The sequence below is a fragment of the Caballeronia calidae genome (genome assembly GCF_900044055.2).
GTDB lineage: Bacteria > Pseudomonadota > Gammaproteobacteria > Burkholderiales > Burkholderiaceae > Caballeronia > Caballeronia calidae.
Genome location: NZ_FCOX02000039.1, coordinates 44,904 through 66,331 on the forward strand (window position 1 = coordinate 44,904; position 21,428 = coordinate 66,331).

The 21,428-nt window shown below is 65.2% G+C and carries 20 protein-coding genes and 2 pseudogenes; 12 read left to right on the top strand and 10 right to left on the bottom strand.

Annotated features, from left to right (window positions below; genetic code table 11):
* Positions 1-6: 6 nt before the first annotated feature.
* The gene (locus AWB78_RS28425) at positions 7-3,279 is read left to right on the top strand and encodes an adenylate/guanylate cyclase domain-containing protein (protein WP_062609535.1); all 3,273 of its coding nucleotides are present in this window, start codon (positions 7-9) and stop codon (positions 3,277-3,279) included.
* Positions 3,280-3,308: 29 nt separating this feature from the next.
* Here the strand turns inward: AWB78_RS28425 and AWB78_RS49395 are convergent, their stop codons facing one another.
* Together AWB78_RS49395 and AWB78_RS28435 are read right to left on the bottom strand one after the other, a co-directional pair.
* Entirely contained in the window at positions 3,309-3,443 is a 135-nt protein-coding gene (locus AWB78_RS49395; protein ID WP_269768954.1) for a hypothetical protein, read from the bottom strand.
* Between the two features lie 147 nt (positions 3,444-3,590).
* The gene (locus AWB78_RS28435; RefSeq protein ID WP_062609540.1) at positions 3,591-4,694 is read right to left on the bottom strand and encodes a catalase family protein; all 1,104 of its coding nucleotides are present in this window, start codon (positions 4,692-4,694) and stop codon (positions 3,591-3,593) included.
* A gap of 224 nt (positions 4,695-4,918) precedes the next feature.
* Between AWB78_RS28435 and AWB78_RS28440 the strand changes: the two genes are divergently transcribed.
* From AWB78_RS28440 to AWB78_RS28465, 6 genes and pseudogenes are all read left to right on the top strand, one after another.
* Positions 4,919-5,164, top strand: coding sequence for a DUF6723 family protein (locus AWB78_RS28440; protein ID WP_062609597.1), 246 nt, complete (start codon positions 4,919-4,921; stop codon positions 5,162-5,164).
* A 165-nt stretch (positions 5,165-5,329) separates the two neighbouring features.
* Positions 5,330-5,557 carry a hypothetical protein gene (locus AWB78_RS28445; protein ID WP_062609542.1) on the top strand — a complete coding sequence of 76 codons (228 nt, stop codon included), beginning with the start codon at positions 5,330-5,332 and terminating at the stop codon, positions 5,555-5,557.
* A 182-nt stretch (positions 5,558-5,739) separates the two neighbouring features.
* A complete protein-coding gene (locus AWB78_RS28450) occupies positions 5,740-6,399 on the top strand; it encodes a recombinase family protein (protein WP_062609544.1) in 660 nt (219 codons plus the stop codon).
* Between the two features lie 334 nt (positions 6,400-6,733).
* A pseudogene (locus AWB78_RS28455) lies at positions 6,734-10,902 on the top strand (CheR family methyltransferase).
* Between the two features lie 51 nt (positions 10,903-10,953).
* Positions 10,954-11,964, top strand: a complete 1,011-nt coding sequence (locus AWB78_RS28460; protein ID WP_062609546.1) for a chemotaxis protein CheB — start codon at positions 10,954-10,956, stop codon at positions 11,962-11,964.
* A 12-nt stretch (positions 11,965-11,976) separates the two neighbouring features.
* Positions 11,977-12,207 carry a hypothetical protein gene (locus AWB78_RS28465; RefSeq protein ID WP_062609548.1) on the top strand — a complete coding sequence of 77 codons (231 nt, stop codon included), beginning with the start codon at positions 11,977-11,979 and terminating at the stop codon, positions 12,205-12,207.
* Here AWB78_RS28465 and AWB78_RS28470 read toward each other — a convergent pair.
* From AWB78_RS28470 to AWB78_RS46795, 6 genes are all read right to left on the bottom strand, one after another.
* On the bottom strand, positions 12,167-12,490 hold the full coding sequence (locus tag AWB78_RS28470; RefSeq protein ID WP_062609550.1) for a hypothetical protein: 324 nt from the start codon (positions 12,488-12,490) through the stop codon (positions 12,167-12,169). The two genes, AWB78_RS28465 and AWB78_RS28470, sit on opposite strands and share 41 nt — an antisense overlap.
* Before the next feature lie 101 nt (positions 12,491-12,591).
* The gene (locus tag AWB78_RS28475; protein ID WP_062609552.1) at positions 12,592-13,467 is read right to left on the bottom strand and encodes a glucose 1-dehydrogenase; all 876 of its coding nucleotides are present in this window, start codon (positions 13,465-13,467) and stop codon (positions 12,592-12,594) included.
* 13 nt (positions 13,468-13,480) lie between these two features.
* The gene (locus AWB78_RS28480) at positions 13,481-14,617 is read right to left on the bottom strand and encodes a glutathione-independent formaldehyde dehydrogenase (protein WP_062609554.1); all 1,137 of its coding nucleotides are present in this window, start codon (positions 14,615-14,617) and stop codon (positions 13,481-13,483) included.
* Between the two features lie 174 nt (positions 14,618-14,791).
* Positions 14,792-15,031 carry a hypothetical protein gene (locus AWB78_RS46790; RefSeq protein ID WP_157697639.1) on the bottom strand — a complete coding sequence of 80 codons (240 nt, stop codon included), beginning with the start codon at positions 15,029-15,031 and terminating at the stop codon, positions 14,792-14,794.
* Between the two features lie 91 nt (positions 15,032-15,122).
* Entirely contained in the window at positions 15,123-15,380 is a 258-nt protein-coding gene (locus AWB78_RS28485; protein ID WP_062609556.1) for a hypothetical protein, read from the bottom strand.
* Positions 15,381-15,467: 87 nt separating this feature from the next.
* The gene (locus tag AWB78_RS46795; RefSeq protein WP_157697640.1) at positions 15,468-15,860 is read right to left on the bottom strand and encodes a hypothetical protein; all 393 of its coding nucleotides are present in this window, start codon (positions 15,858-15,860) and stop codon (positions 15,468-15,470) included.
* A gap of 28 nt (positions 15,861-15,888) precedes the next feature.
* On the opposite strand from AWB78_RS46795, the gene AWB78_RS28495 reads away from it, so the two are divergent.
* The 3 genes from AWB78_RS28495 to AWB78_RS49830 are packed head-to-tail and all read left to right on the top strand — an operon-like array spanning position 15,889 to position 16,903.
* Positions 15,889-16,173, top strand: coding sequence for a hypothetical protein (locus AWB78_RS28495; protein WP_062609560.1), 285 nt, complete (start codon positions 15,889-15,891; stop codon positions 16,171-16,173).
* The gene (locus AWB78_RS49825) at positions 16,170-16,616 is read left to right on the top strand and encodes an ATP-binding cassette domain-containing protein (protein WP_062609562.1); all 447 of its coding nucleotides are present in this window, start codon (positions 16,170-16,172) and stop codon (positions 16,614-16,616) included. Before AWB78_RS28495 ends, AWB78_RS49825 begins: the two co-directional genes overlap by 4 nt.
* Positions 16,616-16,903 (top strand): hypothetical protein, encoded by a 288-nt coding sequence (locus AWB78_RS49830; protein WP_062609564.1) that lies wholly within the window; start codon positions 16,616-16,618, stop codon positions 16,901-16,903. Before AWB78_RS49825 ends, AWB78_RS49830 begins: the two co-directional genes overlap by 1 nt.
* 53 nt (positions 16,904-16,956) lie before the next feature.
* Here AWB78_RS49830 and AWB78_RS43920 read toward each other — a convergent pair.
* A pseudogene (locus AWB78_RS43920) lies at positions 16,957-17,169 on the bottom strand (alcohol dehydrogenase catalytic domain-containing protein); the annotation flags it as partial.
* Between the two features lie 522 nt (positions 17,170-17,691).
* Here AWB78_RS43920 and AWB78_RS28515 point away from each other — a divergent pair.
* A complete protein-coding gene (locus AWB78_RS28515; protein ID WP_062609568.1) occupies positions 17,692-18,930 on the top strand; it encodes a hypothetical protein in 1,239 nt (412 codons plus the stop codon).
* Here AWB78_RS28515 and AWB78_RS28520 read toward each other — a convergent pair.
* Positions 18,927-19,520: a ParB-like protein gene (locus AWB78_RS28520; protein WP_062609570.1), complete on the bottom strand. Its 594-nt coding sequence runs from the start codon at positions 19,518-19,520 to the stop codon at positions 18,927-18,929. The two genes, AWB78_RS28515 and AWB78_RS28520, sit on opposite strands and share 4 nt — an antisense overlap.
* Positions 19,521-19,626: 106 nt before the next feature.
* On the opposite strand from AWB78_RS28520, the gene AWB78_RS28525 reads away from it, so the two are divergent.
* On the top strand, positions 19,627-21,408 hold the full coding sequence (locus AWB78_RS28525) for a SulP family inorganic anion transporter (protein WP_062609599.1): 1,782 nt from the start codon (positions 19,627-19,629) through the stop codon (positions 21,406-21,408).
* The last annotated feature ends 20 nt before the right edge of the window (positions 21,409-21,428 follow it).

The following is a 21,428-nucleotide window of genomic DNA, read 5'->3' on the forward strand; positions in this document are numbered from 1 at the left end:
ACGACGATGGACATCGCACAATGGCTGGGCGGGCTGGGACTCGGGCAATACGCACAGGCGTTCGCAGAGAACGATATCGATGCCGCGATGCTGCCCGGCCTGACCGACGCGGACCTGAAGGAGCTCGGCGTCCGGTCGCTCGGGCATCGCAAGCGGCTGCTCGCGGCAATCGCGTCCGCGAATGCCGCGCTTGCGGATGAAGCCGCGCCTGCCGAAGAACGCAGGCAAGTCACGATCCTCTTCGCCGATCTCTGCGGCTACACCGCGCTCGCACAAGCCATCGATGCCGAAGAACTGCGCGAGCTGATCGGCCGCTTCACGGATATCGTCGACGGCATCGTGCTCGCGTATGGCGGCACGGTGGACAAGCACATCGGCGATGCGGTAATGGCGCTCTTCGGCGCACCGCGCGCGCACGAGACCGACCCGCTGCGCGCGGCCCGCGCCGCGCTCGATATCCACGCGGCGCTCGCCGACTTCACCGCGAGGAACGCGCGGCCGCTGAAGGCGCATATCGGCATTGCGAGCGGCGAAGTGGTGGCGGGCGCGATGGGCCGCGCAGGAGCGCGCAGTTACACGGTGCATGGCGATTCGGTGAACCTCGCCGCCCGGCTCGTCGGGGCGGCGGGCGCCGGCGAGACGCTCTTGTCCGATGGCGTGCGCCGCGCGCTCGGCGACAACGCCGTTTGCGATTCGACCGGCGCGATGCACTTCAAGGGCATCGATGCGCCCGTGCGCGTCTGGCGCCTGCACAGCGCGATGCGCGAACCCAGTCACGCCAGCCGCGGCCGATTCGTCGGGCGGCAGACGGAGCTGGAACAGTTCCGCGTGATCGCGCGCGTGTGCGTCGGGCAGCGCGCGGGACATGTGATCTATGTGCGGGGCCCGGCGGGCATCGGCAAGACGCGTCTCGTCGAGGAAATGCGCGCGTTCGGGCAGACGCTCGGCCTCACGGTGCATCGCGGGCTCGTGCTGGATTTCGGTGTCGGCAAAGGGCAGGACCCGGTGCACGCGATCATCGGCAGTCTGCTCGGCCTGTCGTCATCCGCCGGCGATGACGAAGCGCAAGCCGCCGCCGATCGCCTCGTGGACGCTCAAGTCGTCATGCCGGAAGCACGCATGTTCCTGCACGATCTGCTCGATCTGCCGCAAGCGGGCGAATGGCGCTCGCTTTACGACGCGATGGATCACGCCGCGCGCAAACGCGGCAAGGAGGCGGTCGTCGCCGCGCTGACGGCGGACGCCTGCCGCCGCGCGCCGGCGATGATCGTCGTCGAAGACCTGCACTGGGCCGATGCGCAACTGCTCGGCTATCTCGCCGCCTTCGCCGCGGGCATCGCGCAAGGCGCCGGGCTGCTCGTGATGACGTCGCGCATCGACGGCGATCCGCTCGATGCCGCATGGCGCGCGCGCCTGCGCGACCGGCCGCTCGCGACGATCGATCTCGGCCCGCTGCGGCGCGAGGAATCGCTCTCGCTCGCGAGCCATTTCATCGATGCGACCCAGCGCGTCGCGCTCGCGTGCATCGAACGCGCGGCGGGCAATCCGCTCTTTCTCGAACAATTGCTGCATAACGTGGAGGAAGGCAGCGGCGAGATGATTCCGCCGTCGATCCAGACTCTCATGCTTGCGCGCATGGACCGCCTCGCGCCGCGCGACCGGACGGCGTTTCGCGCGGCGTCGGTGATCGGGCAGCGTTTCGATGCCGCGCTCGTGCGGCATCTGATCGACGATCCCGGCTACGACTGCGGCGCGCTCGTCGCGAATGCGCTGATCGTCCCGGAAGGAGACAACTTTCTGTTCGCGCATGCGCTGATCCAGGAGAGCGCTTATTCGACGCTGCTGCGCGGGCCGCGCCGCGACCTGCATCGGCGCGCGGCCGAGTGGTTCGCGCAGAGCGATCCCGTGCTGCACGCGCAGCATCTGGATCGCGCGGACGACGAGCGCGCGCCGCAAGCCTTGCTCGATGCGGCCATCGCGCAACGTGCGAGCCGCTTCACCGAATCGGCGCTGCAGCTCGTCGCGCGCGGGCTCGAGATCGCGCGCACGTCACGCGAGCGTCATGCGCTCATGTGCTTCAAGGGCGAGCTGCAACGCGATCTGGGCGATATCGCGGCATCGATCGAGACGTATCGCGCGGCCGTCGCGCACGCGCCCGACGACACGCGTCTCTGCGACGCGCAGCTCGGTCTCGCCGAAGGTCTGCGCGTGAACGAAGGCCTTGCCGAAGCGCTCGCGCTCATCGATGCCGCGCAGCAATCGGCGGAGCGCGACGAGCGCGTGAGCGAGCTCGCGCGGCTGCATCATCTGCGCGGCAATATCCTGTTTCCGCTCGGGCGCATCGACGAATGCAGGGCCGAGCACGAGCGCGGGCTCGCGTATGCGAAGCGTCTGAACGCGCCGGAAGCACAGGCGCGCGCGCTCGGCGGTCTCGCCGACGCGGCCTACGCGCAAGGCCGCATGAAGAGCGCGTTCGAGCACTTCAGCGGCGCCGTCGCGCTGGCGCGCGAGCACGGCTTCGGCCGCATCGAAGTGGCGAATCGCTCGATGATCGGCTTCAGCCGCATGTATCTCAACGAAGCGCGCGAGGCGCGCGCCGATGCCGTCGAAGGCTCGCGCGAAGCGGCGCTCGTCGGACAGGCGCGCGCGCAGTTGCTATGCGAGACGCTCGGCGTGTTCGCGTGCCATGAACTGGGCGATGCACGCGCGATGCAGCGTCATCTCGATCAGGAGCGCGCGCTCATCCGGCAACTGGGTGCGCGCCGCTTCGAGGCGCAGAACCTGGAGCTGCAAGGACGCCTGCTGCTCGACGGCGGCGATCGCAAGGAGGCCGTGCGCGTGCTGCGCGAATCGCTTGCGCTGTGCCGGGAGGTCGGCATGCAGTTCAGCGCGCCGAAGACGCTGGGCGCGCTCAGTCTCGCCGTCGACGATGACGCCGAGCGCGCGCGTCTCATCGAAGAAGGCGCGGATCTGCTGCGGCTGGGCGCCGTGGGTCACAACCATCTGTGGTTTCATCGCGATGCCATCGATGCATGGCTCGCCGCCGGCGATGCGGCGCTCGCGCTTCGTCACGCCGACGCGCTCGAACGATACACGCACGCGGAGCCGCTGCCGTGGGCGCAATTGTTCGCGGCGCGCGGGCGGGCGCTCGCGGCATCGTCTGCCGGACGCGACGATGAAGCCATCGCGCGCGATCTCCGGCGCGTGCGGGACGCGCTGATACAGGCCGGATATGCGCGGCATCTGATCGACGTCGATGCGGCGCTCGCGCGGTGTTGATCGGCGGAACCGGTTCGCATTGCTTCGATTCACGCGCCTTCCGCGAGCCGCAGCGACGATTCCACGACCTTGCTGCTCGTCGCGACGAAATCGTGCGCCCAGGCGGCGATCGCCGCCTCCGCCGATGCCGCGGTGGGCGCCGCGACGTGGCTCGCGAAAGACACTTTCGGAACGTCGGCGTGCTTACGATAATCGCTGCGGCGGGAAAACCAGGCGTCTCCCGTCCAGCCGTCGTTGGGAATTGGTCGGGGAACGATTTTCAGAAAATAGGTGCAATGAACGCGGCGTTTCACGAGCGGGCCGTCAGGCGGTCAATCTCCCGGTTGCGGCGCTTCGACCGGCTCGTTCATCGGGCAGGCGTTGCGCTCGCGCCTGAAATGCGCGGACATCTCATAAGCCGGCTTGCGGCTGCGCATGAGGCCGCCCAGCGGCCGATGCGCGCGCACGCCGTGCCACGGGCTGAAGGCCATGCACTCGTCGATCGCCGCGACGCGCGCCGCGCTCCAGCTCGCCTGCGGCGTTACGCGGATGCGCGCCACCGCCACGTACGGGCTCTCGTCCTCGGGCCAGCGCACGGAGGCGTCCTCGATCGGCATCGTGTCGATGTTCGTCGCGAGCTGCACGCGCAACGCCCATTCGCCGCCATGCGCCGCGAAGAAATCGCTCACGGCGTCGCGCAATGCGTTGGGCTTGCCGTCGAGATCGACCGGGGCATCGGTCAGCGCCGTGAGCTCAGTCGACACCGGCGCGACGCTCATCTTCGCGAAGTATGGGCCGTACAGCAGCGGCGCGGCCGTATAGAAGGTCTCGCCCAGGATATGCGTCTGCGGATGGCCGCCGAGGCTCTTCACCATGCCGCTCTCGCCACCGAGCTTTTCGACCAGCGTCTGCGCGCCGCGCAGCACCGCCGACAAGACCTCTTTCGAGCCGGGCGCCTTGTCCGTCGTTTTGGCGAGCAGCTTCAGACTGGCGAGAAAGGCTTTCGGTGTGCTTGCGGTGAACGCGGATGCGTCGATCATCACGAAGTCCTGCGTGCAATGGCATTCGCTGCCGGGCAGGCGCTCGCCCTCCACGCCGATCAGCTTGAGCGCGAGGCCGCGCGGCGTCGACACCTTGTCGTCGAGCACATCGCCCGGATTGGTCGAGAAGCGCATGACGACGGGCATCACCGCTTCCCGCGCGAACACGCCTTGCGCGTAGGGCGCGGGCAGGCCGCCGGGCACGCGCATTTCACCGATGACGAGACCGTGGCTCTTCGCATGCACGCTGCGCAGGGCGTATCCATGGTCCTTGTAGGTCGTCTCGGCGATGGCGCGCATCGTCTGCACCAGCTCGACCGTGGTCTGCGCTTCGTCGTCGGGAATCACCTCGAAGGCGGCGTCGAACGGAAGCGGAAGAACGAGTTGGATGGACATGACATCTCCGCGCGGACATCGGTGAAGTTTAAGCAATGACTGTGCCTTTGGAACTGTGTAGCGCGGCGAAATATGCAGGAATCAGGCCGGGGAAAGGACGGCTTACGTACAGAGCCTTCGCTTAATCAGTGACGCAAAATGAGTTCATCGAACGTCAACGAGCGGTGGTTTCCGTGAATCAATCGAGCGGCAAGCGTCCCAAGCTGGTGCTGTTTCCGACGCGCATGATGGCGCCTACGCCCGGAACCGGCGTGGACGATTTTCAGATCTACGCTTCGTACAGGGGTAGCACCGCGAGCGGCTTTTTCGGCACGCTGAAAGTCGTGCGAAAGACCGACGGCAGGCTGCTGTTTCCATTCGACGGTGCGGACAATATCGGTCCGTTTGCTACCAAGGCTGCCGCGGTTGCCGCGGCGCTCGAGCGCGGCGATCAGGTGGTCGAAGCCGATCTCGCGCGGCCGGAACTCTGAACGTCCGGTCGGTCAGTCCCAAGGGGAAGTTTCCGGACGCGGCGTCTTTCTGGTTTTCCCTAATCGTCTCCCTATTCTTCTGATGGACAATCTGCGCACACCTTTTCGGCGGCCCGCTGGGCCCGACAAGAGCAAAGACAGTCAATAGACGAGAGAGAGGGCGCCATGAATCAGCCTCAGTTCAACTATCGCGGCTTCATCATCACGCCGATGGCGGCCTACGACCGCGGCCTCTACGCGGCGATGACGATCATCTGCGACGCCGACGGGCTCCAGCGCGCGAGCGGCGTGCTTGGACATTTCGCCTCCGCCGACGAGGCCTGCGATTTTGCGCTCATGTCCGGAAAGGACGAAGTGGACCGGCGCCTCTGGCGCACGCCCGCCGCCGCCTGAAACGCCGCGGTGCGGCCGCTACCGGCCGCCCGGTCAGACCCGCACTGGCGTGGCGCCATGTTCGAAACGCCAGGCTTACGTACATTGCATCAGTAGGTCCCACTGTCATACTCAGGCGTGGGCGCCGTCTCACCTGCTGGGCGACGGGTGCCTATTTTTCGGGTTCAGAAAAGGTCAGGCCGATGGCAAGCGTCGTGTATGTCTTCGAGGAAAGCAGGGGTGTGCCGACACACGAACTCGACCTGTTCGAGATCGACGCTGCGGGCTATTTCGTCGATATGAGCGCGGTCTTCGTCGAGCGCTGCAGTTGCACGATGTCCGCGAGCGCGCGTCCGGCTTTTCAGCGCGTGCTGCGGCGCCTGCAGCCTGGTGACTTACTGGTCACGACGAGGCTCTGGTGCCTCGGAAACAGCGTGCAGGACGTGGTCGCGAGCATCGACCTGCTCGGCAAGCGTGGCATCTCCGTCGTGTGTCTCGCCTATGGCAAGCACGACCTCTGCTCGGGGGAAGGCGAAGCGTTCGTCGAGGCGCTGCGGCTCGCCGAAGACCTGGAGCGCGTCACACGCCGCAGCCGTGCCCGCGAGGCGGCAACCGCCGCGAAGGAACGCGGCATTGCGCAAGGGCGCCCGAGTTCGCTGTCGCAGGCGCAGCAGCGCCAGGCCATGATCTCGCTCGACGCCGGGCTCACGGTGACCGAGATCGCGCGTTCGCTCAATACGTCGCGCCAGACCATCATGCGTCTGCGCAACGCGCAGGCACAACTGCCGGCGGACGGCCATGCGGAAGCGGTCGTCGAGCCGGAGATTCGGCCGACGCCGCTCGCCGCGAACGATTCGAAATAGCGGAATCAGCAGGATCGCTCGCAGTCTCCCTGCATAATTCACCAAAAAATTCTTCCTCCCGCGCCCCCGTACGGCGGCGTTTTTTTGCGGCTTCGAATCGCTCAATGACGTACGGAAACCATCCGGATGATATTCATCACCCGAACGGTTCCGTTGCGTACACTACAATCGATGCCGTCAAAAAAGAGGCGCGCGGGCAGTCGCCGGCGCGTTTCCGTGGAGCAATAATTCCAATACCAGAGATGTCAGAAGACAGGCATGGCGGATCACGAGTGAACTCGAAGAAAATGCGCGGCGATCAGAAAGAGTGGGTGAATCTGGAGGACTCGGAGACATGACCAGCAGTCGTACGAAGGCGCCGCCTTCCGAGAATTTCGAGCCGTTGCCGTTCGCTGTGGTCGGCATGGGCGCGTCGGCGGGCGGCATCGAAGCGTTGCTCAATTTCTTCGACAATGCGCCGTCCGAAATGGACATGGCGTTCGTGGTGATCGTACATCTCGCGGCGGATCACCTGAGCCGTGCCGACGAAGTCCTCCAGCGCGTGACGGACATGCCCGTCACGCAGGTGTCCACGACAACGGCGATCGAGAAGAACCACATCTACATCAATGCGCCGGGCAAGCATCTGGAGATGTCCGAGGGGTCTCTCCATGCGGTGGATCGCGCGGGCGCGAGCGGGTCGCCCGCGACGATCGATCACTTCTTCGCGACGCTCGCGACGGCGCACGGCACGCGCTCGATCGGCATCGTGCTGTCGGGCTCGGGCTCCGACGGCGCGGCGGGCCTGTCGCGCATCAAGGAGATGGGCGGCATCACCGTCGCGCAGAAGCCGGAGGACGCGCATTTTGGCGAGATGCCGCAACATGCGATCACCACGCGCCAGGTCGACTTCATTCTGCCCGCGGCGGAGATGCCGGAAAAGCTGCTCGATCTCTGGACCAACGCGAAGAAGATCCATCTGCCGATCACCGAAGGCGGCGAGGCGGCGGAGAAGGAAGTCTCACCCACGGCGGGCGGCGCCGAACGCGCGCTCGGCGACATCCTCATGCAACTGCGCGTGCGCACCGGACACGACTTCCGCCACTACAAGCGCGCGACCATTCTGCGGCGCATCGAGCGGCGCATGCAGGTCAACGGGCTGCGCGACATCGGCGCGTATCGCGATTTCCTGCGCGCGAATCCGGACGAAACCACGTCCCTGCTCGCCGACATGCTGATCGGCGTGACACAGTTCTTCCGCGATCGCGACGCGTTCGAAGCGCTGCGCCGCGATGTCGTGCCGCAGCTGCTCGATTCGACCAAGGGCGAGGCGCAGATCCGCGTCTGGGTGCCCGGCTGCTCGACGGGCGAGGAAGCGTATTCGCTCGCCATCATGCTCGCGCAGGCGCGCGAGACCGCCGGCTTCGAGACGACCTATCAGGTCTTCGCCACCGATATCGACGAGCCCGCCATCGCGCAGGCGCGCGCGGGCTCCTATCTCGGCTCGATTTCGAGCGATATTCCGGCCGAGCTCCTGCGCCGCTATTTCAAGCAGGAAGGCGGGCGCTATCAGATCGTGAAGTCGGTGCGCGAGCGCATCCTGTTCGCCGCGCACAGCCTGCTGCGCGATCCGCCGTTCTCGCATCTCGACCTGATCTCGTGCCGCAACGTGCTGATCTATCTCGATCGCGCCGTGCAGCGGCAGGTGCTCGAGCTCTTTCACTTCGCGTTGCGCGCGGGCGGTTATCTCTTTCTCGGCACGGCCGAATCCGCCGATACCGCCGACGATCTCTTCACCATCGTCGATAAGAAGAGCCGCATCTACCGCGCGCGCACCGTGCTGAACCGGGTCAAGCCGCCGGTTTCGTTTCCGTCGCTCGGACCCGCGAACGTCGCGCCGCGCGAGGACCTCACGACCGCGGTCGTGCCGGTGATGACCACGAGCCCGGAGACGCCGGAGCGCCGCAGCTTCTCCTTCGCGGCGCTGCATCAGCGCGTGCTCGAGGAATATGCGCCGCCGAGCGTCGTCGTGGATCGCGATTCGAACATCGTGCATCTCTCGACGACGGCGGGACGCTTCCTGCGCCACGGCGGCGGCGAGCTGTCATCGAACATCATGGCGCTGGTGCTGCCGGAACTGCGGCTCGATCTGCGCACGACGCTCTTTCGCGCGCATCAGACGGGCGGCAGCGTCGAGGCGCGGCGCGGCGCGTCAAGCTCACACAGGACGGCCGCGGCGTATGGGTCAACATGACGGTGCGTCCGTTCCACGATACCGGCGTGAACGCCGATTTCTTCCTCGTGCTGTTCGATGAAGTTCAGGAGCACATGGCCGACGAAGGACTGCCCGAGGAGCGAGGCCAGGACCCGTTGCTCATGCAGCTCGAACGCGAGTTGCAACACACGCGCGAGCAGCTCGCGACGACCATCGAGCAGCACGAGACCACGGTCGAGGAGCTGAAGGCGTCCAACGAGGAGCTGCAGGCGATCAACGAAGAGCTGCGCTCCGCGACCGAGGAACTCGAAAGCAGCAAGGAAGAACTGCAATCGGTGAACGAGGAGCTCACCACGGTCAATGCCGAATTGCAGGCGCGTGTCGAGGACACGGCGAAGGCGAACGACGACCTGCAGAACATCATCGCGTCGACGGAAATCGCCACGGTGTTCGTCGACAAGCAGATCCGCGTCAAGCGCTTCACGAACAGCGCGACGCGCGTCTTCAAGCTGATCGATGTCGATATCGGCCGCTCGCTCTTCGACATCACGCATTCGCTGCGCTATTCCTCGCTCGCCGACGACGTGAAGCAGGCGTTCGAGACCCTGAAGCTGATCGAGCGCGAAGTGGAAAGCTCGGACGGCAAGTGGTATCTGATGCGCCTGTTGCCGTATCGCACCGCCGATGACCGCATCGACGGCGCGGTGCTCACGCTCATCGACATCACGGCGCGGCACATGGCCGAGGAACTGGCGCGCATCGGCGAGCAGCGTCTGCGGCTCGTCGCGCAATCGACCAACGACTACGCCATCATCGTGCAGGACCCGAACGGGGTCATCGTGACGTGGAACGCGGGCGCGGAGCGCATCTTCGGCTTCAGCGAGAAGGAAGTGGTCGGCAAGGACATCGCGCTGATCTACAGCCCGGAGGACCGCAAAGCGCACGTGCCCGCGCGCGAACGTGAGATCGCCGCGCGCGAGGGCCGCGCCGACGACGAACGCTGGCACGTCACGCGCGACGAACGCCGCGTGTATTGCAGCGGCGTCGTGACGCCGATCTCGGACCCGTCGTTCACGGGCTTCGCGAAGATCGCGCGCGATCTGACCGAGCGCAAGCAGCGCGAGGACGCGAACCGCGATGCGCTCGCGCACGAGCACGCGGAGCGCGAGAAGGCGTCGCTGTCGAACCAGTTGAAGGACGACTTCATCGCGATGCTCTCGCACGAGCTCAAGCATCCGCTGAATCTCATCGGCATGAAGGCGGAGATTCTGCCGCGCCTGCCGGAAACGCGCGGCATCGAAGTGGTGCAGGAAACCGCGGATTCGATCCGCCGTGCCGTGCGCGGCCAGGCGCAGATCATCGACGATCTGCTCGATCTCTCGCGCGTGCGCACCGGCAAGCTCGCATTGAGCATCGCGCCGGTGGATGTCGCCGCCGTGCTCGCGCGCATCACCGAGGCCAGCGAGCGCGAAGCCGCGCAACGCGAAATCCGGCTGAGCGCGAGCAATCTCGACCAGCCGATCTACGCATTCGCCGACGCGGTGCGCTGCGAGCAGATCATCTGGAATCTCGTCTCCAATGCGCTGAAGTTCACGGATCGCGGCGGTTCGGTCGATCTGCGCATTGCGCGCGACGGCGGCATGGTGCGTATCGATGTCGCCGATACGGGGCAGGGCATCGAGGCATCGGCGTTGCCGCATATCTTCGACATGTACCGGCAAGGCGGGCGCAATCCGACGTCCGGCGGCCTCGGCATCGGGCTCGCGCTCGCGAAGCAGCTCGTCGAGATGCACGGCGGGCGCATCGAGGCGCACTCCGATGGCATCGGCCGTGGCACGACGGTATCGGTCTGGCTGCCGGCGGCGGCCACGCAAAAAGCCGTGCCGACGCGAAGCGAGGGACGTGCGCGGCCTGTCGCGGGCGCGCGCGTGCTGCTCGTCGACAACGACTCCGAGGCGACCGCATCGTTCGCCGCGCTGCTCGAACTGGAGCAGGCGTCCGTGCAGGTCGCATCGAGCGCGGAGCAGGCGCTCGAACTGCTCGCGAAGGGTCCGGTCGATGCGCTCATCACCGATATTCAACTGCCCGGCATCGACGGTTACGAGCTCATCAGGAGCGTGCGCGCCGACACGTCGCTCGCGGGCCTGAAGGCCATGGCGGTGACGGCGTTCGGCCGGGAAGAGGACAAGCGCGCGGCGCATTATGCGGGCTTCGATGCTCACCTCAGCAAGCCGGTCGATTTTCCGGAACTGCTTCATACGCTCGACGTGCTGCTCGATCCGGAGCGTCACAAGGAAGGTGAAGCGTAGCGCCCGACACCCGGCCCGACGATTGCTTCCCTGACAAGATCAGGAGGCACTATGCGCGAACGCGACATCGTGGTGATCGGAGCGTCGAGGGGCGGGTTTCAGGGGCTGAAGGTGCTCGTCAGCCAGCTTCCGGGGGACCTGCCCGCGGCCATTTTCATCGTGCTGCATATCGGACGTCACGCGAGCGTGCTGCCCGATCTGCTCACGGCCTGGGGCCCGCTTACCGCGCGCTACGCGACGCATGGCGAAAAGATCGAGCGCGGCACCATTCGCGTCGCGCCGCCGGACCGGCATCTGGTGCTTTCGGAAGGGCGCGTGTGGCTCAACGAAGGTGCCAAGGAAAATTTTGCGCGTCCCGCCGCCGATCCGCTCTTTCGCAGCGCGGCGATGGCATACGGTCCGCGCGTGGTGGGCGTGGTGATGAGCGGCGATCTCGACGACGGCGCGGCGGGCCTCGCCAATATCCGCGCGCAGCAGGGCTTCGCGATCGTGCAGCACCCGGACGATTGCGAAGCGGCGAGCATGCCGCGCGCGGCGCTCGATTCCTGCGGCGCGGACCTGCTGTGCATGGAACAGGAACTCGCGCGATGCATTCAGGCCGCGGTGCGAGGCAAGTCGTCGAGCGAGGCTTCCGAGGGAACGCAAATGAACAAGCGAGTGTTCGAACAAGAGGCGCGCATTGCCGCGAACGGCCTTTCCGATCCCGAGACACTCGATGAAGTCGGCGAGCGCTCGGCGCTGACCTGTCCCGATTGCGGCGGCGCGCTGTGGCGCATCAGGGACGATCATCCGATGCGCTATCGCTGTCATACCGGGCACGCGTTCACGGGGCTGTCGCTGGAAGAAGGCATCGAATCGCGCTCCGAGGTGGCAGTCTGGTCGGCGATCCGCGCGGTGCACGAACGTGTGATCTTCGCGAAGGAGCGGCAGCGCTGGGCCGAGCGCGCGGGCAATCAGGAACAGATCGATATCGAACGGGCGCGCATCGACGAGGCCGAGCGGCTCGCCGAACTGCTGCGCGAGACGATGCGCGCGACATCGCTCGCGGAAGAAAAGGGCTGAGCGGAGGTGCAGATGGATCTCATCACGGAGACCCTCACGCTCGAGAAAGCCGAGCGCGATATCGACGCGGCGAAAGTGCGCATCGACCGGCAGAAGGAGATCGTCGGCATGCTCGGTCCGTCGGGGCCTCAGTACGAAACCGCCGCCCTGCTTCTGCAGACCTTTCAGGAAGCGCTCGGGGCGCTGGAGGCGCATCACAAGCTCATTCTGGAGCGAGTCGAGCAACTGAGGAACGACGCCTGAGCGCGAGCCGGCGCGGCTGCCGTGCGCCAGCATCGCGATACGCGGGACGACCCGCAATGCGCTCGCGCATGCGCGCCGTGACGAGCGGATTCACACACGGCGAGCGCGCCGCGCGCACCTTGCGGCGCGAGTGCTTCATCAGCGATGCGCGCACGTCGTGCGCGAACCGTTGCAACGCGTCCGCCGAGCCGCTGACGCTCGTATACGCTTGCTGTCCGATCCTGCCGTCGAGCAGAATCGTCATCCCGGACTGGCGGGCCATTTTCAATACGTCGGTTTGCATGATGTCGTGGGCTTGCGTCGCCCTCTCTGACCGTTGGCTCCGCGCGGATCTGCGCGGAGCGCTTCATGCTTTATCTACAGCATTCGCTATGCCGCGCGGCGCTAGATGATCGGCTTGCCGCCCGTCACCGCGATGGTCGCGCCCGACACATAGCTCGCCCCGTCCGACGCCAGCATCACATACGCGGCGGCGAGTTCGGCGGGCTGGCCGGGGCGTTTCATCGGCGTCTGCCTGCCGAAGTTCTCGACGCTCGAAGGCGGCATCGTCGATGGAATCAGCGGCGTCCAGATCGGCCCCGGCGCCACGCAGTTCGCGCGTATGCCGCGCCCGGCGAGCAGTTGCGCGAGCCCGCCCGTGAAGTTCTGAATCGCGCCCTTCGTGCTCGCGTACGCGATCAGGCCGGGGTTCGGCGCATCGGCGTTGACGGACGTCGTGTTGATGATCGCGCTGCCCGCCTTCATGTGCGCGAGCGCCGCCTTGGTGATGCGGAACATCGCGCCGATGTTGGTCGAATAGGTCTTGTCCCATTCGTCGTCGCTGATGTCCTCGAGCTTGTCGTAGGTCGCCTGATACGCCGCGTTGTTCACCAGCACGTCGATGCGTCCGAATGCTTCGGCGGTCCTGGCGACGAGGTCCCGGCAATGCGCGCGATCGGTGATATCGCCGGGCAGCAGCAGCGCGCGCCGTCCGGCCTTCTCGACCCAGCGCGCGGTTTCCTCGGCGTCCTCATGCTCGTTGAGATACGCGATGGCGATGTCCGCGCCTTCACGCGCAAAGGCGATCGCCACCGCGCGGCCGATGCCGCTGTCCGCGCCCGTGATGAGCGCGATCTTGTCCGCGAGCCTGTTGCTGCCCTCGTAGCTCGATTCGCCGTGATCCGGCTGCGGGTCCATCGGCCCGGTGAGGCCGGGACGGCTGTCCTGCTGCTGTTGCGGCAGCGGCGGGCGTGGGTATCGGGTATCGGTGGTGTCGGTCATGATGTGTTCCTCGTCAAGCCGCGGTCTTGAGTACGACCTTGGTCCAGCCTTCCTTGCGCTCGTCGAAGTTCCTGTAGCCTTCGGGCGCCTGTTCCAGCGGCAACTCGTGCGAGATGATCTCCGAAGGCTTCACCTTGTCCGCCGCGATCAGATCGCGCAGCTTGCGGTTATAGGCCTTCACGTTGGCCTGGCCGGCCGCCATGCGCTGACCCTTCATCCAGAACGTGCCGAAATCGAACGCGAGTTGGCCCTTCTTCATGAGATCGTCCGGCGAGCCCGGATCTTCCGCGACGAACACACCCACTACGCCGATGCCGCCCGTCGCCCGCACCGACTGCACGAGATTGTTCATCGTGAGGTTCGGCACTTCGTGACCCTGACAGGTGCACTGATAGCCGACGCATTCGCAGCCGCGATCCGCGCCTTCGCCGCCCGTCAGTTCGAGCACATGCTCGACGGCATTGCCGTCGCTGTCGTCGATGGCAATCGCGCCGAGCTTTTCCGCGAGCCTCAGGCGGTCGGGATGCGAATCGACGACCATCACCTTCGACGCGCCCTTCAGGTTCGCCGAGATCGTCGCCATCAGCCCGACGGGGCCCGCACCGTAGATCACGACGCTGTCGCCCGCTTCGACGCCCGCGAGCACGGTCGCGTGATAGCCCGTCGGGAAGATGTCGGAGAGCATCACGTAGTCGTTCTCCTTCTCCTGTGCGTCGGGCGGCAGCAGCAGGCAGTTGAAGTCCGCGAAGGGCACGCGCAGATACTCGGCCTGACCGCCGCTGTACGGTCCCATGCCCGCGAAGCCGTAGGCCGCGCCCGCCGTGCCGGGGTTCGAAGTGAGACAGAAGCCGGTGAGCCCCTTCTCGCAGTTCTTGCAGAATCCGCAGCCGATGTTGAAAGGCAGGCACACGCGGTCGCCCACCTTGACATGCACGACTGCCGGGCCCGCCTCGACGACCACACCCAGATTCTCGTGACCGAGGATGCGGCCGCTCTCCATGTTCGTGCGCCCTTCGTACATATGCAGATCGGAGCCGCAGATGTTCGTCGTCGTGATCTTGACGAGTACGTCGGTGGGCTGCTCGATGCGCGCATCGGGCATGTCCTTCACGACGACGTTGCGCGGTCCCTCATAGACGAGTGCTTTCATTCGCGCCTCCAGTGCTGGTTAAAAAAGACGACCGCTCGCGCGGCCATGCGATCGGTTCAGCATTGGGCGTTCCAGGAAGCGGGGTGCCGCGGCAGGAGCAAAGGCGTTCGGAATCCTCGCCTTGGCGACGGCGATCGAACGATGCTTAGGATTGCAGTGAAAGGAGAAGCAGGCTCAGCGGTCGGTGCCGTGAACTTCGCTCAGGACCATCTTGCGAAGCTGATTGAGCGCACCCAGACTGCCGACGAGATTTTTCAGCAGGTTTTCCGAGTCCTCGATGTCGCCGCCACTGTGCATCAGCGATTCGAGTCGTTTTCTTTGTTCAGCGATTCGCTGTCCGCAGTCAACGATATGCTGGTCCAGCCTGTCGAGTTCGTCTAACGCTTTCGTGCGTGTCTGGGAATCGGTGGCCATCGTTCGAGTCGGGATATCGGGCGTGCGGAAATGCATGCCGATAATGCATGGTACAACGCGCGGCCATTTCCCACACCGAATACGATGGCGGCTAGGCCTCTCCCGCGAGCCGCAGCGAAGCTTCCACGACATCGGCGCTCGTCTCGACGAGGCCGCGCGCCCAGTCGGCGATCGCCGCCTCGGCCGACCCCTTCGTCGGCCGCACGATGTGACTCGGAAAGACCGCCTTCGGAACGTCCGCATGCCGCTTGTAGTCGTCGCGACGGGAAAATCGTGCGGCGCCGGTCCAGCCGTCGCCGGGTATCGGCTCGAGCAGGATTTCCAGGAAGTAAATGCCCATTGAGTACATGAACAAACTCCGCGGAACGTGCACACACTCCGTTCAGCATAGCCTGCTCCAAGTCAGAAGTACGAATGGTTGGGAGTTCAGGATGCCTCAGAGGCCGGCGATACGTCGCAGGATCGTTTCGATTTTCGCGATGGCCAGGTCCGGCCTGCCGCCGAGCGCGGTCGCGCGGGCCATGAGCAGCCGGTCGCGCTCGATGGGCGGGAGGTCCAGCGATAACGCGATCTGATCGGCGAGGTCGGCGATGGCGATGATCAGCGAGTTTTCCAGACGGCCGCTCCCGGCCTTGCGCGTGAGGCTTTCGAGGACATGCAGGTAATCCCGTGCATTCATGAATGCTCCGCAGTAAGCGGTGACGGCTGTGTCGCCCGCCGTTCTTTCGGCAAGACGCACAGCATCGGTCGTGCCAATGTGTTCAGCGCGGGGGCAGTACGCGGTCGACCGGACAAGCCGGGCGCGGCGGTTGCTGGCAACGGAAGCCATGCCAACAGTACCGCAAAGGAAGGACGAAATGAATCGCATGCTTCGATGGGCCATGACGTTCGCGCTCGCGTGCGCCTGCATGTCGGGCGCCGCGGCATGGGCGCAGCAGAACGGCGCGCCGCCCGGCAATACGTCGTCGGGTGAAGGCGCGACCGGCAAATCGGCGGGTGTCGCCGGCGGCGCGGGCGCGGCGGGCCAGTCCGGCACCGACCCCGCGACGCTCAAGCGCACCGAGGAAGCGCGCGTGCAGAAGAAGAATGGGCAACCCGCATCGAATGCCGGCGCGGGCCAGCGCAAGGACTGGAAGGAGTGACGGCTTCCGTTTCGTCGAAGGCGCAGCGCACGCTCGTGCGCCGCCGCATCGTCGCGGATCTGTGGAGCGCGGTATGGGCGTGGCGCTATCAGACCGCTGCGGCGATCGTGTTGATGATCGGCGCGCGGCTCGCGGTCGTTTCGGTACCGCTGCTGTTGAAGCGCGTCATCGACGAGTTCAGTCATCCGGCGGCGAGCGTCGTATTCCCGGTCTTTCTCGTGCTCGCCTACGTGCTGCTGCGCTATCTCGGCGACGTGCTGAACGACGCGCGCGACGTGGTGTTCAGCATCGTCACGCAGCGCACGGTGGCGTCGTTCACCGAGCGGACCTTCGCGCATCTTCATGCGCTCGGCGCGCGCTTTCATGCGCAGCGCGAAACCGGCGCCGTCGTGCGCGACGTGCAAAAGGGCGCGGACGGCATCGGCTTTCTGTCGTGCCGGTGATGATCGAGATCGGCACCGTCGTCGCCGTGATGGTGAGCGCCTACTCGATCGAGTTCATGGCGATCATCGCCGCGACCTTCGTGCTGTATTCGGTGTGGACCTTCATCTTCACGCGCTATCGCATGCGCTTCCAGCGCGCCGTCGGACAGCCGCCTCGTCGACAGCCTGCTCAACTACGGGACCGTGAAGTTCTTCGCGAGCGAGCGCATCGAAACGAACTGGCTCACGAGCGACATCGTGACCGATGCGCAGGAGCTTCACGTGCGTCTGGCCCATGCGCCAGGTGAGGCTCTTGTTCATGGCGGCGCCGAACGGAATCTTGTCGATCAGCCCGCCATATACGCCCGGCACCGACGACTTCACCCATGAACTCGTGGCCCATGACATCGCCGAATTTCATGCCGGGCATGAAGCCGTCGAAGAGATGCAGGTCCGAGCCGCATATCGCGCACGTCGAGACCTTGATGATCGCGTCGCGCGGATGTTCGATCACCGGGTCCGGCACGGTTTCATGGCGAACGTCCTTCTTGCCTTGCCATACGAGCGCTTTCATGACCTGCATCCCTGGAACGTAAGCGGTCACGCGTAAAGCGATACGCGTACCTTTCGCATCCGTTCGGCATGTCGTCTTTTTGCCGCATCCCGACGATCCCCTTACTGCTTGCTGTCCGTCATAGCCTTCGAGTATCCGGTTTCATCAGTCCAATAAGCCAGTGCAAATCGATAACTCTTTTTGCAGAGATGTCCACAAGGCTTGAATAACGGGCAGCAGAAGTTATGATGTACTAACGTATCCGTGGTCATCCACTTGTGACCGAACGACCGTAACGTCTGACCGCTTTGGTCCTTCTCTCGCGTGCCGCGTCAGAGCGCGGCGCGGTCGTTGATTGTCGTGTTCGGTAAGCGTCGCGCGGGAGCCATCGCGTAATACGCGCATCGGCCAATCGGGCGCTTCCTTTATTTCCTGCATCGAAAGCGTGCTGTCTTCGTGACCGCGTGTCTTGCATTGGCCGGGCATTTCTCTGTCGGCAATGAACTGAGCGGTCGATAGCGAATTCAATCTTCCGATGACGCCATGACTGAAATCATTTCGATTCATGCACTCGCCCGAAACTTCACGCTTCGCCATTTCACATCGGCGAAATGGACTTCGATGTTGCCGGCGCTCGCGGCTACCGTCGTGCTCGCGGCATGCGGTGGCGGTGGTGGCGGCGACGCGGGCATGAGCATCACGGGTAGTTCGCAGACGAGCTCCGCAAGTCCATCGAGTCCTTCGGGATCGGCGACTTCCGCGTCGCCGGGCGAGAGCGCTTCGGCGCCTCAGGCTGCATCGAGCCCCGCGCCGGCCAGCGGAACGACCGCCACGAGCGCCGAAATGCCGGTGATCGCGCCATCGGGCAGTTTCTTCTATGGCATGAACGGTCATGTCACCTGGGTCGGCCCGTATACGGTTTCGAGCCCGCAACAGCAACTCGCGCAACTGAAGGATCTCGACGTCAAGCTGTATCGCAACGATGTGGGCAGCGTGGCGGATGCGGTGAAGCTCAAGGAAATCGCGCAGATGATGGCCCGGTCCGGCGTGACGGTTTATCCGGTGATCCTGCAGCAACTCAACTTCGCCGATGAGAACGCGGCCTATCAGGCCAGTTACACGCTCGCCCAGCAGATCGTGAACGTGCAGCGCTATGCGTGGTACGAAGTCACCAACGAGCTTGCGCCGTCATGTCTGGTCGGATGGGTGGACGGCGTGCGCAGCACCGACTACAGGAACGACTGCTTCCAGATCGCGCGTGGCGTCATTCGCGGGCTGATCGCGGGCATCAAGTCGGTCGATTCCCAGGGCAAGATCATCATCGGCGGCAATACGTGGATGCACTACGGTTTCGATGTGATGCTCGCGAACGGCACGCAGCCGGACGGCACGAGCGGTCATCCGGTCGTCACGTGGGACATCACCGCGTGGCACTGGTACTCGGAGCAGGGCGATATCCGCAACGCGTGCGGGGGAACGGGCTGCTACAACGTGATCGGCACGCTCCAGTCCTTCGGCAAGCCGATATGGATCAACGAAGTGGGCATGCGTCCGTACTTCCCCGGCACGCCCGATCAGGCCGCGACTTACATGGCGAACAACATGATGGGCGCGCTGCTCGCGATCGCGCCGCAATACAACATCCAGTCGCTTCAGGTCTACGAGCTCTACGACGATCCGCCCACCGGACAAGGTCCTTACGGCATCATGCTCAACGACGGCCAGACGAAGAAGCCGGTCTACACGGCGGTCAGGAACTTCGTCGCGACGAATCCGCGCTAAGGCCGTTCGCCGATGAAGCCAGGCAGGCCCGCAGCCGCATCGCTGCGGGCCAGATCGAGCGCGCGTTCGATCAATGCGTCGAACTGGGCGTCGTCGTTCGGGCGGGCGAAGTTCGCGCGAAAGAAGTCCGCCCAGCGGAAATCGGCGAGCGGGACATCGGTTTTCTCATAGCCGCCGCTGCTGCGCACGAAGGCTGCGAGGCTGCGGAATTCGTCGTTCACCGCGTCCCACATGTGGACGGGCATATCCTTGAACGCGACGCGACGACCATCCGCGTCATAAGGATAGACCCACGCGTTGTTTTCGAGCGTGAGCCAGAACCCGGCTCGCGATAGCGCAGACAAATCCCTGAGCAACACGTAGGGCACTTCCTTCACATCGATGCGCGCCAACGCGCACGTCACATGATGATGGTCGATCACGTACGGCTCGCCGCCCGGCCCGAGCACGACGACGATAGGCTTCTCCGCGATGGCCATCTCCAGATCGTGCGCGCTCAATGCGCGATACGCCACGACCTTCTGCTGTATCTGACGCTCGCCGTGCGTCATCTGCGTCGGATGCAGCCGGTCGATGCGCAGCGTGTTCATGACCCGTCCCTCACAAAGTGCCCGATGTCCGTGCATCGACCGTCAGGCAAGCCTCGTTCCCGGTCTGGAACCGCGCTTGCTTCCCGAAGCAAAGAAGGGCGCGACGATGGACATCAAATCAGGGCAATACGGCCACGCGGCACGCAGGCGCGCAATGAACCCGCTTCGCCGGATCCACGGGCTGGCAGTGCTGCGCGCGTACAAGTCGCCGTGGCTCGCGCACGATCTCATCGCGGGACTGTCGGTCAGCGCGGTGCTCGTTCCGGCCGGCATGGCCTATGCGGAAGCGGCGGGCCTTCCGGCGGTGAACGGCCTGTACGCCTCGTTCGCCGCGATGCTCGCCTATGCGGTCTTCGGGCCGAGCCGCTTTCTCGTCGTCGGGCCGGATTCGGCGCTCGTCGCGCTCATCGCGGTGAGCGTCATGCCGCTGAGTCAGGGCGACCCGCATCGCGCGATCGTCGCGGCCGGCGCGCTCGCCGTGATGGCGGGCGCGATCTGTCTCGTGGTCGGGCTGCTGAAGCTCGGCTTCGTCACCGAGTTGTTGTCGCTGCCGCTGCGCTATGGCTTTCTCAACGGCATCATCCTCACGATCATCGTCGGTCAGATGCCCAAGCTGCTCGGCTTCAAAGGCAAGGGCGAGTCGTTCATCGCGCAGGTGCATGATCTGATCAATGGCGTCGCCGCGTCGAAAGTGAACATGACGGCGCTTGCCATCGGCATCGGCGCGCTCGTATCGATCCTGCTCTTCAAGCGCATCTGGCCGAAGGTGCCGGGCGTGCTGATCGCGGTTGGTGCGGCGACGGCGCTCGTGAAGGTGATGGACCTCGGCGAGCGCGCGGGCGTTTCGACGGTGGGCAAGGTGCCGCGCGGGCTGCCCGCATTCGAATGGCCGATGTTCCCGCTCGACCAGTGGTGGCAGCTCGCGGGCACCGCGGCGGCGATCGCGCTCGTCTCGTTCACCGATGTGGTCGTCCTGTCGCGCACTTACGAAGTGCGCAACAAGGAGACCGTCGACCGCAATCAGGAATGCGTCGCGCTCGGCGTGTCGAATATTGCGAGCGGTCTGTTTCAGGGCTTCGCGGTGAGCGCCAGCGGCTCGCGCACGCCGGTGGCCGAAGCCGCCGGCGCGAAGACGCAATTGACGGGCGTGTTCGCCGCGCTCGTCGTCGCGGCCTTGCTGGTGCTCGCGCCGCATGCGCTCACGAGCACGCCGCAATCGGCGCTGGCCGCTGTCGTGATCGCCGCGTGTCTCGGCATGCTGGAAGTGCGCGGCGTGATGCGGCTCTATCGTCTGCGCAAGAGCGAGTTCATGCAGTCGCTCGTGTGCTTCGCGGGCGTGGCGGTGCTGGGCGTCGTCAACGGCATCGCGCTGGCGCTGCTGCTCTCCGTGCTGTCGTTTCTGTGGCGCGCGTGGCGTCCGTACGATGCGGTGCTCGGGCGCATCGACGGGCGCAAGGGGTATCACGACGTGTCGCGTCATCCCGAGGCGCGGCGCGTGCCCGGTCTCGTGTTGTTCCGCTGGGATGCGCCGCTTTTCTTCGCGAACGCGGAGATCTTTCGCGAGCACGTATTGCGCGCCATCGACGATGCCGATGAAACCGTGCGCTGGACCGTGATCGCGGCGGAGCCCGTGACGGACATCGACCTGACCGCTGTCGAAGTGCTCGAACGCCTGCACGAGGAACTCGCCGAACGGGACATCGCGCTATGCTTCGCCGAGCTCAAAGGCCCCGTGAAAGACAACCTGAAGCGCTATGACGTGCTGCGGAAAATCGGCGAAGCGCGTCTGTTTCCGACGATCGGCGAAGCGGTCAGCGGCTATCTCGACACGCACGATGTGCAATGGCACGACTGGGAAGACGATGCGGCACGCGAAGGAAGCAAATGAAGCAAAGGAAGCAAAGGAAG